General features: G+C 73.6%; 3 protein-coding genes and 1 pseudogene. All 4 read right to left on the bottom strand.

Translation table 11 applies throughout. The features are described 5' to 3' along the window. Positions 1-26: 26 nt before the first annotated feature. Positions 27-6,845 (bottom strand): annotated as a pseudogene (locus tag FHS38_RS07140) (type I polyketide synthase); the annotation flags it as partial. 39 nt (positions 6,846-6,884) lie between these two features. Beyond that, on the bottom strand, positions 6,885-13,436 hold the full coding sequence (locus tag FHS38_RS07135) for a type I polyketide synthase (RefSeq protein ID WP_373301849.1): 6,552 nt from the start codon (positions 13,434-13,436) through the stop codon (positions 6,885-6,887). Between the two features lie 86 nt (positions 13,437-13,522). Then, the gene (gene aurH, locus FHS38_RS07130) at positions 13,523-14,755 is read right to left on the bottom strand and encodes a luteothin monooxygenase AurH (protein ID WP_184731905.1); all 1,233 of its coding nucleotides are present in this window, start codon (positions 14,753-14,755) and stop codon (positions 13,523-13,525) included. Positions 14,756-14,860: 105 nt separating this feature from the next. After that, positions 14,861-16,966, bottom strand: coding sequence for an aminodeoxychorismate synthase component I (gene pabB / locus FHS38_RS07125; RefSeq protein WP_184731903.1), 2,106 nt, complete (start codon positions 16,964-16,966; stop codon positions 14,861-14,863). Positions 16,967-17,000 lie beyond the last annotated feature (34 nt).

Genomic DNA, 17,000 nt, shown 5'->3' with positions numbered 1-17,000 from the left:
CAGTGAAGGCCGTTGAGCCAGTCGTGTACGGAACGCAGTGCGGACTCACTGTGCTCACGGATGATCGAGAAGTGGGTTCCGGCCGTGTCGGCGGTGGTGTGCGGAAGGTGCCAGTGCGGGCGCCAGTCGTCCGGTGCCTGCTCGAAGGGCGGTTCCGAGGCCCGGACCAGCAGCGTCGGCGCGCTGATCCCCTCCGGGCTCCAGTCCTGGAACAGCCGGGCGTAGTGCGCCATGGCGGTGATGTGCGCGTCGTCCCGGGTCTCCTCCGTCCAGAGGGCGTCGGTCGACCCCGCCGCGCGGGCCCTGTCGATCTGGGCGTGCAGGTGCGGGAGCATCGCGCCGGCCGGCCAGTGGCTGTCCAGGAGGACGACGGCGGCCGGGCCGGACCCGCGCTCTTCGAGTGCGGCCGCCGTGGCGTGGGCGATCCACCCGCCCGCCGAGTACCCGAGCAGGACGACCGGGTTGCCCTCGGCGCACTGTTCGACGCCGTCCGCCTGCAGGCGGGCCAGGGCGTCGACGGACCCGGGGAGCGGCTCCTGCCACGTGAAGCCGGGCGCCGGCAGGGCCCAGACGTCACGCTCGCCCCGGGACGCGGCGGCCAGCCGTGCGTACTGGTGCGCCCCGGAGCCGCCGGCGAACGTCGGGAAGCAGATCAGCTTCGCGGGGGCGGTGCCGCGCGAGAGGCGGACGTGCGGGACCCGGAACCCGTCCTCGGGTGCGTCGAAGGTGGTCCGGAAGGCGGCGACGCGCCGCACCAGCTCCTGGAATTCGTCGGCCCGGCCCAGTTCGCTCGCGCGGGCGAAGAGCGGACCGAGGGTGGACCGCGCTCCGGTGCTGTCGTCGGGTTCCGCGTCCCCCGCCTCCGAGGACCCCGCCGTCGCCCACTGGGCGGCCAGGTGCCGCGTCAGGGCGGTGACGGTCGGGTGCTGGAAGACGAGGCCCGGGGCGAGGCGGAAGCCGAGGTCCGCCCCGATCCGGTTCCGCAGGTCCACCGCGGTCAGCGAGTCGAATCCCAGCTCGGGAAGGGGCGTCTCGTCGTCGACGGAGTCCCCGTCGCCCAGCCTGAGCACCGCCGCGACGTGCCCGCGGACCAGTGTGGCGATGAGCCCCGCCCGCTCGTCCTCGGCCGCCCCGGCCAGACGCCGGCGGAACTCCCGGCCCCGTTCCGCGCGCGCCGGATCGCCCTCGCCGTGGGAGCGGGCCGAGCCGGTCGACACTCCGGACAGCTCGGGCCAGTACCGCTGGTGCTGGAAGGCGTACGTGGGCAGCTCCACCAGTTGTGCGCCGCAGTCGGTGAGCATCCTCTCCCAGTCCACCGCGACGCCTCTGACGTGCAGTCGGGCCAGCGCACCGAGGAGCGCGCCCTCGTCGGTTCCCTTCTCGTCGGGGTCCGGTACCAGGACGACGTCGTCATCGGTCGCGTCGTCGGCGAGATCGTGCCGGTCGAACTCCGCCGGTGCGCCGTCCGAGCCGATGCGGAGGAAGTCGTGTACCCCTTCGGCCACGAGCCGGCGCATGCCGTCCGCGGGCGTGCCGGACACGTGGTCCGGCCGCACCCAGTACTCCGGGGACCGGAGCTCCTCGGGTGACACGGGGCGGCCCGTGCGGCTGGAGACGAGGGGAATCGTCGGCGGACGGAACGTCAGCTCCTTGACGGTCCGGCGTACGGCATCGCCCGTCCCGGCGTCGGGGCCGTCCGCGCCGGCGAGGGCTTCCCGGCCGAGGGCGATCACGAGTGCCGCCGCGTCGGCCAGGGACAGCGCTCCCGCGCAGTGCGCGGCGGCTACCTCGCCGGCGAAGTCGCCGAGGAGATGGGTGGGGCCGACCCCCCAGTGCTCCAGCAGCCGGAACCGCGCCACTTGCCCGGCGAAGAGCGCGGCCCGGGCGAGGACCGGGTCCGCCGGCGCCTCGCCGTCCCCGGACAGGATCTCCCCCGACGGCCGGTCCAGATGCGCGGCGAACGCGGCGCCGACCTCGTCCACGGCGGACGCGAAGACCGGCATCCGGGAATACGGCTCCCCTCCCGGCGCACCGGCCCCGGAGAACAGGAACGCCACCCGCCGCCGCGCGCGGGACGCGCCGCTGATCAGGTGGGGGTCGGTCTCCTCCGTCGCCAGCCGCGACAGCGCCGCCAAGGCGTCGTCCCGGTCCTGGCCGAGGACCACGGCACGGTGTTCCAGCCCGGTCCGGACCGCCAACGAGCGGGCGATGTCGGCGGGCCGGAGGTCGGGGCGTTCCTCGACGAAGCGGCGCAGCCGGTCGGCCTGCGCCCGCAGGGCCTGCCCGGTCCTGCCCGACAGCACCCACGGGACCGCGGGAAGCGTGACGGCGGGGCGCGGGGAGTCGGGAAGGGCCTCGCTGCCGTCGTTCTCGTCCGGTGCCTGTTCCAGGACCACGTGCGCGTTGGTGCCGCTGATCCCGAACGCCGACACACCGGCCCTCCGCGCCCGGCCGGTGTCCGGCCACTGCCGGGCCTCGGTCAGCAGCTCCACCGCGCCCGACGACCAGTCCACGTGCGGTGTCGGGTCGTCCACGTGCAGGGTGGGCGGCAGGACGCCCCGGTCCATCGCCATGACCATCTTGATCACACCACCCACCCCGGCCGCGGCGGCGGTGTGGCCGATGTTGGACTTCAGCGACCCCAGCCACAGCGGGGTGTGGGCCGACCGGCCTTGGCCGTACGTGTCCAGCAGGGCCTCGGCCTCGATGGGGTCACCGAGGGTGGTGCCCGTGCCGTGCGCCTCGACGGCGTCCACATCGCGGGCGGTGAGACCGGCGGTGGCCAGCGCCTGCCGGATCACGCGCCGCTGGGCCGTCCCGTTGGGCGCGGAAAGGCCGTTGCTCGCCCCGTCCTGGTTGGTCGCGGTGCCGCGGATCAGGGCCAGGACCGGGTGTCCGTGGCGGCGGGCCTCCGACAGCGGTTCCACCAGGAGCGCCCCGACGCCCTCGCCCCAGCCGGTGCCGTCGGCCGATCCGGCGAACGCCTTGCAGCGCCCGTCCGGTGCCAGCCCGCCCTGCTGGCTGAACTCCACGAACGCGCCCGGGGTGGACAGGATGGTGGCTCCCGCCACCAGGGCGGCCGTGCAGTCGCCCTGCCGCAGGGCCTGCACGGCCAGGTGGAGGGCGACCAAGGACGACGAGCACGCGGTGTCGACCGTCACGGCCGGCCCTTCGAGGCCGAACGTGTAGGCCAGCCGGCCCGAGGCGACACTCGTCGAGGTCCCGGTCATCAGATGGCCGGCACTGTCCTCGGGAGCGGCGGTCAGCAACGGCAGGTAGTCCTGACCGGCGATGCCCACGAACACACCGGTCCGGCTGCCCCGGACCGTCTCCGGCGACATCCTCGCCCGCTCGAACACCTCCCACGCCACCTCGAGGAGGAGGCGCTGCTGCGGGTCCATCGCCAGTGCCTCCCGCGGGCTGATCCCGAACAGGAGAGGATCGAACTGGTCGGCGTCGCGCAGGAACCCGCCCCGGCGGACGTACGTCCGCCCCGGCCGGCCCGGTTCCGGGTCGTACAGGCCCTCGACGTCCCAGCCGCGGTTGGCCGGGAAGGAGGAGGTCGCGTCCCGCCCCGAGGCGACCAGGTCCCACAGCTGCTCGGGGGAGGCCACGTCGCCCGCGTACCGGCAGCCCATCGCGACGATCGCGATCGGCTCGTCGGCGACGGGCACCGCCCGCACCGGTTCGACGGCGTGGTCGTGGGCGCCCGTCAGGCGGGCCAGCAGGAGTGCGGAGAGCTTCTCCGGGGTCGGGTGGTCGAAGGCCGCCGCCGGGGAGAGGCGGACACCGGTCGCGGTGGCGAGCCGGTTGCGCAGCTCCATCGCCGTCATCGAGACGAACCCGAGGTCGGTGAAGGCCCTGGTGGTGTCGACGTCCGCCGAAGAGGCCAGGTTCAGTACCGCGGCGGCGTGCTCGCACACCGTCTCCAGCACCACCCGCTCCCGCTCGGTCGTGGGAAGTTCCGCCAGGCGCTGGCGGAAGGGGGTGGACGCGCTCTCGTCGTCCTCCCGCGCCGGGGCGTCGGGCGTCGCGTCCAGCCAGTACCGACGCCGCTGGAACGCGTGGGTCGGGAGGTCCACCACCCGGCGGTGCGGTCCGAGGTGGGACGACCAGTCCACCCGCACACCGCGCACATGGGCTTCCGAGACCGAGGTCAGGAAGCGTCGGAGGTGCCCTTCGTTGCGCCGCAGCGAGGTCAGCACCACGCCTTCGGTGGCGGCGTCGTCCAGGATCTGCTCCACCGACACGGCGAGCACCGGGTGCGGACTCATCTCCACGTACGTGCGGTGCCCGGCCGCGAGGAGTTCGCGCACGGTGGGGTCGAAGCGGACCGTCTCCCGCAGGTTCCGGTACCAGTAGGCGGCGTCGAGCCCGGAGGTGTCGGCCACGGCACCGGTGACGGTCGAGAAGAAGGGGATCCGGGCCGGTCGGGGCGTGATCCCGGCGAGCAGCGACGCCAGTTCGGCCTCCAGCGTCTCGACCTGGGCCGAGTGGGAGGCGTAGTCCACCGCGACGCGCACGGCCCGCACCCCTTCGCCCTCGGCGACGGCCAGCAGCTCGTCCAGCGCCTCGGGGTCGCCCGAGACCACGACGGACGAGGGGCCGTTGACCGCGGCGACGGCGAGGCGGGTCTCCCACGCCGCGAGCCAGTCGCGGGCCCGGTCGACGGGGAGGGCGAGGAAGGCCATGCCACCGCGACCGGACAGGCGTTCGGCCACGAGGCGGGACCGCAGGGCCACGATCCGCGCCCCGTGCTCGATCGACAGCGCGCCCGCGACGCACGCGGCGGCGATCTCCCCCTGGGAGTGGCCCACGACGGCGCCGGGTTCGACGCCGTAGGACCGCCACAGCGCGGCCAGCGAGACCATCATGGCCCACAGCGCGGGCTGCACCACGTCGACGCGGTCCAGCGAGGCGGCGCCGTCGGCGCCGCACACGACGTCGACGAGCGAGAAGTCGACAAGGGGGTCCACGGCCGCGGCGCACTCGTCCAGCCGGTCACGGAAGGCCGCCGAGTCGCGGTACAACTCCGCGGCCATTCCCACCCATTGGGCTCCCTGGCCGGGGAACACGAACACCGGCTTCCCGGGATCCGTCGCGACGCCCTCCACCACCTCGGGGGCGACCTGCCCCTCGGCCAGGGCGGCGAGGCCGGTGACGTAGCCGTCGAGGTCCCCGGCCAGCACGACGGCGCGGTGGTCGAACAGGGTCCGGGACGTCAGCAGGGAGTGGCCGACGTCGGGCGGGGAGAGTTCCGGACGGTCGCGCACGTGGTCGCGCAGCCGGGCCGCCTGTTCCCTCAGTCCCCGGTCGGTCCTCGCGGAGACCATCCACGGCACCGGTGCCGACGCCGGTCGGTCCTCGCCGGTGGTACCGCTGATCCGCACCGGCCCGGCCGGCTCCGTGTCGGGGGAGGCATCGGGGGACGCATCGGAGGACACATCAGGGGAGGCAGCCGCTTCCTGCTCCGCCTGCTCCAGGATCAGGTGGGCGTTGGTGCCGCTGATCCCGAACGACGACACGCCGGCCCGGCGCGGGCGGCCGGTCTCCGGCCAGTCGCGGTTGCCGGTCAGCAGCTCCACCGCGCCCGAGGACCAGTCCACGTGCGGGGTGGGTGCGTCGACGTGCAGGGTGGACGGCAGGACGCCGTTGCGCAGCGCCATGACCATCTTGATCACACCGGCGACGCCCGCGGCGGCCTGGGTGTGGCCGATGTTCGACTTCAGCGACCCCAGCCACAGCGGTTGTCCGGCCGGCCGGTCCTGGCCGTAGGTCGCCAGCAACGCCTGGGCCTCGATCGGATCGCCCAACGTGGTCCCGGTCCCGTGGGCCTCGACGGCGTCCACATCGGACAGTGCGAGCCCCGCGTTCGCCAGGGCGGCACGGATCACGCGTTGCTGTGCCGGGCCGTTCGGCGCGGTCAGTCCGTTGGACGCGCCGTCCTGGTTCACCGCGGAACCACGGATGACGGCCAGCACCGGATGCCCGTTGCGCCGCGCGTCGGACAGCCGCTCCAACAGCACCAACCCGACGCCCTCGCCCCACCCGGTGCCGTCCGCCGCGGCGGCGAACGCCTTGCACCGGCCGTCGGCGGCCATCCCGCGCTGCCGGCTGAACTCGACGAACATGCCCGGCGTCGCCATCACCGCCACGCCGCCGGCCAGTGCGAGGCCGCACTCGCCGGCGCGCAGGGCCTGCACGGCCTGGTGCAGTGCCACCAGGGACGAGGAGCACGCGGTGTCGACGGTGACCGCCGGGCCTTCGAGCCCGAACGTGTAGGCCAGCCGGCCGGACATCACGCTGGCGAGGTAACCCGTCGAGTAGCCCTCGAAGTTCTCCCGGGCGCTTCGGACGAGGAACGCGTACTCCTGGCTGCTGGTGCCGACGAAGACACCGGTCCGGCTTCCGCGCAGGGAGGACGGCGTGATGCCGGCGCGCTCGAAGGTCTCCCAGGAGACCTCCAGCAGCAGACGTTGCTGGGGGTCCAGGGCCAGCGCCTCACGCGGCCCCACGCCGAACAACCCGGCGTCGAACGACGCCACGTCGGCGAGGAAGCCGCCCTCCCGTGCGTAGGACTTCCCGAGCCGGTCCGGGTCCGGGTCGTAGAGGTCGTCCACGTCCCAGCCGCGGTCCTCGGGGAAGGGCGCTATCGCGTCCTGTCCGGAGACGACCAGGCGCCACAGGTCCTCCGGCGACCGGACGCCTCCCGGTAGCGAACAGCCCATCGCCACCAGTGCGATCGGTTCTCCGGCGGCGTCCTCCAGCTCCCGCAGGCGGCCCCGCGTCTCGTGCAGGTCGGCGGTCACGCGCTTGAGGAGGTAGCGAATCTTGTCGTCGGTCACCATCTGAAACCACCTTGCCGAGAATCGACCGATGTCCGGTCAGGAGATGCCAAGTTCCTTGCCTATGAAGTCGATGAGTTCGTCGTCGTTTGCCGAGTCGAGCTCATCCGCGACGGTGGTTCCGTCGGCCCCGCTGCTCTGCGCGCCGGCCCCATCGCCCCATCGCGCGGCGAGGAGACGCAACCGAGCGGCCACCCGCTCCCGCTCGGTGTCGTCCAACTCCGTCGCGGCGAGGCCCTCCGCCCAGTCGTCGAGACGGGCGAGGAAGGGGTCGGCCGGCGCGCCCAGCTCGGCAAGGAGCACCGCTTCGATGTGGTCCGTCATCACGACCGGCGTCGGGTAGTCGAACACCAGGGTGGCCGACAGGGTCAGACCGGTCGCGGAGGTGAGGCGGTTGCGCAGCTCCACCGCGGTGAGCGAGTCGAACCCCAGGTCCTTGAACGAGCGCTGGGGGTCCACGGCCTCCGCCGTCGCGTGCCCGAGGACCACGGCCACCTGCCCGCACACCAACTCGAGTACGGCCTGGTGCCGTTCCTCGGGTGCGAGGAGGCCCACCCGCCCCCGCAGCCCGTCCGCCACCGCGGGCGGGCCCGCCGCCGCCACGGGGACGCGGACCAGGTCGCGCAGCAGCGCGGGGAGGGTGCCGTCCTCGGCGGCGGAACGGAGGGCCCTGGTCTCCAGCCGCATCGGCAAGGACACCGCCCGGTCGGCGGCCAGGGCCGCGTCGAGGAGCGCCAGGCCGTCCTCGGTGGAGAGGCCGACGACGCCGGAGCGACCCATCCGGTCCAGATCGGCCTGGCCCAGTTCGGCCGCCATCCCGCCCCCGTTGGTGTCCCACAACCCCCAGGCCAGGGACGTGCCGGGGAGGCCGGCGCTCCGGCGGTGCCCGGCCAACGCGTCGAGGAAGGCGTTGGCAGCCGCGTAGTTGGCCTGGCCGGCGGTGCCGAGGGTACCCGCGGCGGAGGAGAAGACGACGAACGCGGACAGCTCACGGTCCCGGGTCAGTTCGTGGAGGTTCCAGGCACCGTCGACCTTGGGCCGGAACACCGCGTCGACCCGCTCCGGCGTCATCGACTCCAGGACCCCGTCGTCCACCACACCGGCCGCGTGCACCACGGCGTTCAAGGGACGCTCGTCCGGAATCGACGCGAGCAGTTCCGCCACAGCGGCCCGGTCGGACACGTCGCACGCCACGATCCGGACCGTCGTCGCGCCGCTCGCGGTCAGCTCGGCCGTCAGCTCGGCCGCGCCGTCGGCGTCCGGTCCGCGGCGACCGGCCAGGACGAGATGCCGGACCCCGTGGCTACGGACCAGGTGCCGGGCCACCTCCGCGCCGATCGCCCCGGTGGCTCCGGTCATCAGGACGGTCCCCGTGGAGTCCCACGCGGGGGGCACGGTGAGGACGATCTTGCCGATGTGCCGGGCCTGGGCCAGGAACCGGAAGGCCGCGGGTGCCTGCCGGACGTCCCACGACGTCACCGGGATCGGCCGCAGTTCGCCCTGCTCGAACAGCGCGAGGAGTTCGGCCAGCATCCGGGCGATGCGCTCGGGCCCGGCGTCCATCAGGTCGAACGCGCTGTAGGCGACCCCGTCGTATCCGGTCGCGACCTCGTCGGACTCCCGGATGTCGGTCTTGCCCATCTCGACGAACCGGCCGCCCGGCCGCACCAGCCGCAGCGACGCGTCGACCAGTTCCTTCGTCAGGGAGTTCAGCACGACGTCGACGCCACGGCCACCGCTCGTCGCACGGAAACGCTCCTCGAACCCGCTGTCGCGCGAGGAGGCGAGGTGCTCGTCGTCGATACCCTCCGCGCGCACGGTGTCCCACTTGGCGGGGCTCGCCGTCGCGAACACCTCGGCCCCGAGGTGCCGCGCGAGCTGCACGGCGGCCATGCCGACGCCGCCGGCCGCCGCGTGGACGAGCACCGTCTCCCCCGGCCGTACACCGGCCAGGTCCACCAGGCCGTAGTAGGCCGTGAGGAACACGACGGGGACGGAGGCGGCCTGGGTGAAGGACCAGCCCCGGGGGATCGGGGCGAGCGTGCGGTGATCGGCGACCGCGACCGGACCGAGGCAGGCGGCGGCCAGTCCGAACACCCGGTCGCCGGGGGCGAGACCGGTCACGTCCGGCCCCACCTCGGTGACCACGCCCGCGACCTCGCCGCCCAGCGCCCGCCGGTCGGGGACCATGCCCAGGGCCATGACGACGTCCCGGAAGTTCAGCCCGGCCGCGCGCACCGCGACCCGGACCTGGCCCGGCGCCAGCGGTGCGGCGGCCTCGGGGGACGGGGTGAGGACCAGGTCGTCCACCGTGCCCCCGCCGGCCAGGTCCAGCCGCCACTCCCGCACCCCGGGCGGCGGCACGAGCGTGCCCTCGGCCACCCCACGGGCCAGCCTCGGCACGAGCACCCGCCCCGAGCGGAGCGCGAGTTGGGGTTCGCTCCCGGACGCCACCGCCGGGAGGGCGGCCGTCGATCCGGGGTGCGCGTCCAGGTCGACCAGCACGAGGCGTCCCGGGTTCTCCGACTGCGCGGAGCGCACCAGGCCCCAGACCGTGGCGGCGGCCAGATCGGTGGTCTCCTCCTCGGCGGCGGGCACGGCGCCACGGGTCACCACGACCAGCCGCGAGGCGAGCAGTCGCGTGTCCGCGAGCCAGGTGCGGAGCACGTCGAGCACCCGTCCGCACAGGGCCCGTGCGTCGCCGACGCCGTCGCCGCGGCACGGGAAGAGCACCAGGTCCGGCACGGGCTCACCGGAGTCGATCGCCGTGATGAGCGCACCGGGGTCCGCGAACGCCGGGGCCGCGAGCAGGCCTGCGAGGTCGTCGTCCCCGAGGACGACGCAGCGTGCGGCGCCGGCCGATGTCGCGGGGGCGGCCGTGATCTCCGCCCAGTCGACGTGGAACAGGGAGTCGTGGGTGGGTGCGGCGCGGAGCTGATCGGCGGAGACGGGGCGGGTGATCAGCTGCCCGACCGAGGCCACCGGGGTACCGCGGCCGTCCCACAGGGCGAGGGACACCGAGTCCGGGCCGGACGGGGTCAGCCGGGCGCGCAGCGTCGGTTGGCCACTGCTGTGGAAGGACACCTCGCGCCACGCGAACGGAACCCGCAACTGCGCCCGCTCGGCATCCTCTCCGTCGAGGAGGGCGGTGTGGAGTGCGGCGTCGAGCAGTGCCGGGTGGACGCCGTAGCCGGCGGCGCCGGCCCGTGCCTCCTCGGGGAGCGCCACCTCCGCGAACACCTCGTCGCCGAGCCGCCAGGCCTGACGGAGGCCCTGGAACACCGGGCCGTAGTCGAGGCCCGAGGCGGCCTGGCGCTCGTAGAACCCGTCGAGCGCGATCGGTTGCGCCCCCGGGGGCGGCCATGCCTCGCCGTGGCCGGCCGGCACGGTGGCGGCCTCCGGCGCGAGCTCGCCGCGGGCGTGGCACACCCAGGGTTCGTCCCCGTCGGCGCCGTCGAGCCGGGAGTACACGCCCACCGGGCGGTGGCCCTGCTCCCCCGCCGGTCCCACCCGCACCTGGAGGTGGACGGTGCCTCGGTCGGGCACGGCCAGCGGTGCCTCCTGGGTCAGCTCCACGAGCCGACGGCACCCGACCTCGCCACCGGCGCGGACCGCCATCTCGACGACGGCGGTACCCGGCACGAGCTCGGCACCGAGGACGACGTGGTCCGCGAGCCATGTCGCGGTCCGTCGTGACAGCCGCCCGGTCAGGGCGAGCCCTTGGGAGTCCGCCAGGTCCAGCGACGCCCCGAGCAGCGGGTGCCCGAGCCCGGTGAGGCCGGCGGCGGTCACCTCGGCGGCCGTGCTCTCCTGGCCCCAGGGGTAACTGCGGCGCTGGAAGGCGTAGGTGGGCAGGTCGACCCTGCGGGCACCGGTGTCCGCGAAGAGCCGGGTCCACTCGACCCGGACACCGTGGACGAACGCCTCGGCCACGGCGGCGAGCACGGTATCGGCCTCGGGCCGGCCGCGCCGCGACACCGCGACCGGCACGGCGTCGGCGCCTTCCGGTTCCTCGGCGAGGCAGTCCTGGGCCATCGCCGTCAGCACTCCGGACGGCCCCACCTCCAGGAACGTGCTCACCCCTTCCGCCACGAGCTGACGCATCCCGTCGTGGAAACGCACCGCCGCACGGGCGTGACGGACCCAGTACTCCGGTGAGCACAGCTGGTCCGCGGTGGCGACCTCCCCGGTGACGTTCGAGACGATGGGGATCCGGGGCGGGTGGAAGGTGAGGTTCTCCGCGACCCGGCCGAACTCCTCGAGCATCCCGTCCATCTGCGGGGAGTGGAAGGCGTGGCTCACCCGGAGCCGTTTGGTCCGGCGTCCTTCGTTCTCCCAGTGCTCGGCGCATTCCAGCACGGCGTGCTCGGCGCCCGACACCACCACCGACTCCGGGCCGTTCACCGCGGCGACGGACAGCTCGTGCGCGCGTTCCTCCACCCACGGCCGGACCTCCGCCTCGGTCGCCCGCACCGAGACCATGGCGCCGGCACCGGGCAGTTCCTGCATCAGCCGGCCGCGGGCGGCGACGAGGGCGCACGCGTCCTCGAGGGACAGGACGCCGGCGACGTGCGCGGCCGTCAGTTCCCCGATCGAGTGGCCGAGCAGGAGGTCGGGGGTGAGTCCCCAGTGCTTGAGGAGGTGGAACAGCGCCACCTCGTAGGCGAACAGCGCGGCCTGGGTGAACGAGGTCCGTTCCAGCAGTCCGGCTTCCGGTGTTCCCTCGGCGGCGTACAGGACCTCCCGCAGTGGTCGGTCCAGCTGTGGGTCCAGGTGCCCGCACACCGTCTCGAGCGCCTCGGCGAACACCGGGTACGCGGCGGCCAGTTCACGGCCCATTCCCACGCGTTGGCTGCCCTGGCCGGAGAAGAGGAACGCCAGCCGGCCGTCGGCCACCGCACCCTGCACGACGCCCGGGGCGGGGCGGCCTTCGGCCAGCGCGCCCAGTCCCGCGAGGAGACCGTCCCGGTCGGCCGCCCACACCACGGCCCGCTGGTCCAGGGCCGCGCGGGAGGTCGCCAGCGACCAGCCGACGTCCACCGGCCGGAGCTCCGGCCGGGCCCGGACCTCGGTCAGCAGCCGCTCCGCCTGACCCCGCAGGGCCTCCTCGGTCCGGGCCGAGACCACCCAGGGCACCCGCTCGGGTGCGGTGACCGGATCGGCCCGGTCCGCGTCCGCGGGGTCGTCCGAGGGTGCCTGCTCCAGGATCACGTGCGCGTTGGTCCCGCTGATCCCGAACGACGACACACCCGCCCGGCGCGGTCGGCCGGTCTCCGGCCAGTCGCGGTTCTCGGTCAGCAGCCGCACCGCGCCGAAGTCCCAGTCCACGTGCGAGGAGGGCGCGTCGACGTGCAGGGTCTTCGGCAGGGCCCCGTGCCGCACCGCCATGACCATCTTGATCAGACCGGCGATGCCCGCCGCACCCTGGGTGTGCCCCAGGTTGGACTTGATCGAGCCCAGCCACAGCGGCCGGTCCTCGGGCCGGTCCTGGCCGTAGGTCGCCAGCAATGCCTGGGCCTCGACCGGGTCGCCCAGCCCGGTGCCCGTGCCGTGCGCTTCCACGGCGTCGACCTGGTCCGCCGACAGGCGGGCGGCGGCCAACGCCTGCCGGATCACACGTTGCTGTGACGGGCCGTTCGGCGCGGTCAGTCCGTTGGACGCGCCGTCCTGGTTCACCGCGGAACCACGGATGACGGCCAGCACCGGATGCCCGTTGCGCCGTGCGTCGGAGAGCCGCTCCAACAGCACCAACCCGGCACCTTCGCCGAACCCGGTCCCGTCCGCCCCGTCGGCGAACGCCTTGCAGCGGCCGTCCGGTGCCAGCCCGCGCTGCCGGCTGAACTCGGTGAAGACGCCCGGCGTCGTCATCACCGTGGCGCCACCGGCCAGGGCCAAGTCGCACTCGCGCTGTCGCAGCGCCTGGACGGCCTGGTGCACCGCCACCAGGGACGCCGAACACGCGGTGTCCACGGTGACCGCGGGACCTTCGAGGCCGAACACGTAGGCGAGGCGCCCCGACAGCACGCTGGCGGCGTTGCCCGTCATGTGGTAGCCCTCGGTGCCCTCGGTCAGCCCGACCCCACCGCGGCCGGCCACGAACAGGGATCCGACGAAGACCCCGACGGGCCGGCTCCGCAGGGAGCCGGGGTCCATCCCCGCCCGCTCGAAGGTCTCCCACGCGGTCTCCAGCAACAGCCGCTGCTGGGGGTCCATCGCGGTGGCCTCGCGCGGGCTGATCCCGAACAGGTCCGCGTCGAACTCCGCGGCACGGTCGAGGAAGCCCCCTTCGAGGGTGTAGGTCCGCCCGGGCCGGTCGGGGTCCGGGTCGTAGAGGTCATCAGCGTCCCAGCCCCGGTCGGTGGGGAAGGCCGAGATCGCGTCGGTCCCGGTCGCCACCAGTCGCCACAGCTCCTCCGGCGACGACACCCCGCCGGGGTAATGACATCCCATCGACACGACCGCGATCGCCTCGCGGCCCGCCGCCTCCGCGGTACGGAGGCGCTCACGGGTCTCCAACAGCTCGGCGGTGAGGCGCTTGAGGTAGTCGAGCGTCTTGGTGTCATCGGTCATGTCGAACGTGCTGCCCTTCACAAGGAGATTCAGGACCTCTTGAGCTCACCGTCGATGGCGTCGATGGCGTCGAACCCTCGGTGGCTCACCATCGACCCGGGGTGCCGTCACACGGCGTCAGGGCCCCCGAAACGCAGCGGCAGGGTGTCGGGCCCGGCGACGCCGAGCGCGGTCCGCCAGCTGATCGGGCCGGTGAGCCGGGGCGGGTCCAGACGGGCGGGCAGCACCGCGAGGGCTTCGGCGAGTTCGACGCGGGCCAGCGCCGTGCCCAGGCAGAAGTGCGGGCCGCCGCCGAACGCCAGGGTGGGTGCCTCGCGCTTGACGGTGATGTCGAAGGTGTCGCCGTCGGCGTACACCCGGGGGTCGCGCTGCGCCGAGTGCGCGCACATGAAGACGGGGGTTCCCGTGGGGATGCGCACGCCGTGGACTTCGAAGTCCTCGGCGGCGGTCCGGGTGGCCGTCACGGGCAGCGTGGGGCTCCAGCGCAGGACCTCCTCGACCGCCTGCGGGGCCAGCTCGGGCCGCTCCCGGAGCAGCATCCACTGCTCGGGGTGCTCGGCGAAGGCCACCATGGCGAGGGCCAGTTGGTGGTTCGTGGTCTCGTACCCGGCGACGAGCACGGTCGCGACCAGGGTGCGGACCTCGTAGTCGTCGAGGACGCCCTCCTGGTGGGCGCGCAGGATGTCGGAGGTCAGGTCGCTGCCCGGGTTCGCCCTCAGCTTCCCGATCGCGGCCTCGAGGTAGTCGAACATGCGGAGGAGACCCTGCTCCACCTGGGTGAGCATGTTCCGGTCGTCGGAGAGCGCGAGTCCGAGGTTGGCGTCCATGGACAGCCGGCCGACGGTGTCGTAGTCGTCCAGGGGGAAGCCGAGCAACTGGCACATGACCATCGCCGGCAGCGGGTGGGCGAACGCCTGCACGAAGTCGCACTCTTCCGAGGCGGACAGCCGGTCGGCCAGCCGCTCCACGGTGGCCCGGACGAACGGCTGCGTCTCGGTGATCCTGCGGGGGGTGAAGGGGTGGGTCGCCAGCCCGCGCAGCCGACGGTGGTCCGCACCGTCCAGGCTCTGCAGGAAGTCACGCATGAAGTCGCGCGCCGGGCCCTCGGGGGTCCCGACCATGTCCACGAGACCACGGAAACCCGAGACCAGTCGCTGATCGCGCGCCAGGTCCTTGGCCTCCGCGTAGCGCAGCACCAGCAGCGCCAGCGGGGTACGGGCGACCCAGGAACGTTCCCTGGCCTCGGCCACCTCGGGAGAGTCCCAGGTGAACCCCGGGTCGGTGAAGTCCAGGAACGGCAGATCCGCCCAAGACGGCTCGGCGTGTGCGGTGGTCGACATGTTCGATCCTTCCCTCGGCTTACGGGCGCGCTGTCGCCCCGCATGCTGTTCGGAGAAACTTGACGCGGACTCGTGGCCCACGTGATTCATGAGGGGGCCGGGCGGTTACGGGGCATCGGCCTGACCGCCCCGCCCGCTCGTCCCGGCCAGCAGTCCGTGCGCCCGCACCAGCGCGTGTCCCTTGAGGAGCACCTCGTCGAACTCCTCGTGGGGGTCCGAGTCGAGGACGATGGCCCCGCCGGCACCGATCACCGTGCCGGTGCCGGTGGTCACCGCGGTGCGGATCACGATGTTGAGGTCCGCGCCGCCGCTGAGGCCGAAGTAGCCGATGGTGCCCGAGTAGATGCCACGCCCCTCCTGCTCCAGCCGGTCGATGATGGCCATCGTCCGGACCTTCGGGGCGCCCGTCATCGAGCCGCCGGGGAAGCACGCCCGGACGCAGGAGACCGGGTCCACGTCGTGCCGGAGGCGGCCCCGGATCGTGGTGACGAGCTGGTGCACCGTCGCGTACGACTCGGTCACCATGTAGGCGGGGACCTCGACGGAGCCCACCTCGCACACCCGGCCCAGGTCGTTGCGGAGCAGGTCGACGATCATGAGGTTCTCGGCCCTGGTCTTGGCCGACGCCGTCAGCGACCTGCGGAGCGCCTCGTCACTGGCCGGGTCCTTGCCCCGTGGCGCGGTCCCCTTGATCGGTTTGCTCTCCGCGACCCCGTCCCGGTCGATCCGCAGGAACCGTTCCGGGGAGGAGCACACGACGCTGACGTCGCCGTGGCGCAGGAAGGCGCCGTAGGGAGCGGGGTTGAGGCGTCGGAGCAGGAGGTGGTAGCCGAGCGGGTCCGGCAGGGCGGGCAGCCGGATCCTGTTGGTCAGACAGATCTCGTAGCTCTCCCCGCTGTTCAGCTCGTGGAGACAGTCCCCGATGTCCTTGACGTACTCGGCACGGGCACGCGCGAGGTCTCCCCCGTCCGACGGTGCCGTGGCGGCCGGGCCGGCCGGGCCGGCCGGTGCGGTGTCCGGCAGGGAGCGTGCGCGCAGCGCCGTCTCCGCCACCCAGGCGCGGGCGCTCTCCAGCTCGCCCGCCCCGGTCGCGCTCACGGCCAGGACGTAGGTCTTGTCCTCGAGGTGGTCCACCGCGATCAGCCGGTCGGCGAAGGTCCACACGGCATCCGGTGTCTCGGCCGTGTGGACGTTCGGACTCCCGCACTCGGCCTTGAGCTCGTAGCCGAAGTAGCCGACGTATCCGCCGTTGAGGTCGAAGGGAAGGTCCGGGGTGGTGAGCCGACGGGCCCGGAGCCGTTGCCGGAGCACGTCGAAGATGGTGCCGGGCTCGGCCCGCTCTCCGGTGGAGTCGCGGACCGTCACCGCGTTCTCCCCGGTCCGGTAGGTGAGGGTCTCGGCGAGGGGACCGGAGTCGTCGCCGAGGAAGGAGAACCGGGCCGCGCCGGTGCCCGGCGCGCTGCTGTCGAGCCAGAAGCTGTTCACGCTCGTGGAGAACACGTCGGTGAACAGCGCCGCGGTGTCCACGGCCCGGTCGATGACCTCGACGACCGGCCGGAGTTCCGGGCCGGTGGCGGGAGCGTGGTCCCGCGGGAGGGACCGGCGCGGCTGCTTCGACGGCGCGGGGGCGTAGTTGCCTCCGATGAGTTTCGCGAAGTTGCGGAGCAGTTGGGCTCCCCACTCGCTCGCGATGGACTCGGGGTGGAACTGCACTCCCCAGCGGGGCAGGGTGCGGTGCCGCAGAGCCATGACGGTGCCGTCCTCCGCCCAGGCGGTGGCCTGGAGGTCCTCCGGCAGGGGTTCGGTGACCCGCAGCGAGTGGTAGCGCACCGCGACGAAATTCTGGGGCAGGCCGTCGAACAGGTCCCGGCCGCCGTGGCGGACCTTCGCCAGGTGGCCGTGCCGGGGTGTTCCCTGCACCACGTGCGCGCCGTGGTGGTGGGCGATCGCCTGGTGGCCCAGGCACACCCCGAGGACCGGCACGTCCTCCCAGCGGTCCAGGACCTCCTGGCAGAAGCCGAGGTCGGCCGGTTGCTGGGGGCGGCCCGGGCCGGGCGAGATCACGACGCAGTCGAACTCGGCCGGGTCGAGTTCCGACCACGACGGGTCGTCGTTGAGGAGGACCGTCGGTTCCTTGCCGTACACCTCGGCGAGGAGCTGGAACAGGTTGTAGGTGTAGGAGTCGTAGTTGTCGATCAACAGCACACGCATCGAGCGCCTCCCTGTCGGGTGCGAGCGGAGTCGG

The sequence above is a fragment of the Streptomyces netropsis genome, assembly GCF_014203545.1.
Taxonomy (GTDB): domain Bacteria; phylum Actinomycetota; class Actinomycetes; order Streptomycetales; family Streptomycetaceae; genus Streptomyces; species Streptomyces netropsis.
The sequence above is the reverse complement of the archived record's forward strand: the minus strand, read 5'-3'. Positions and strand labels throughout refer to the sequence as shown.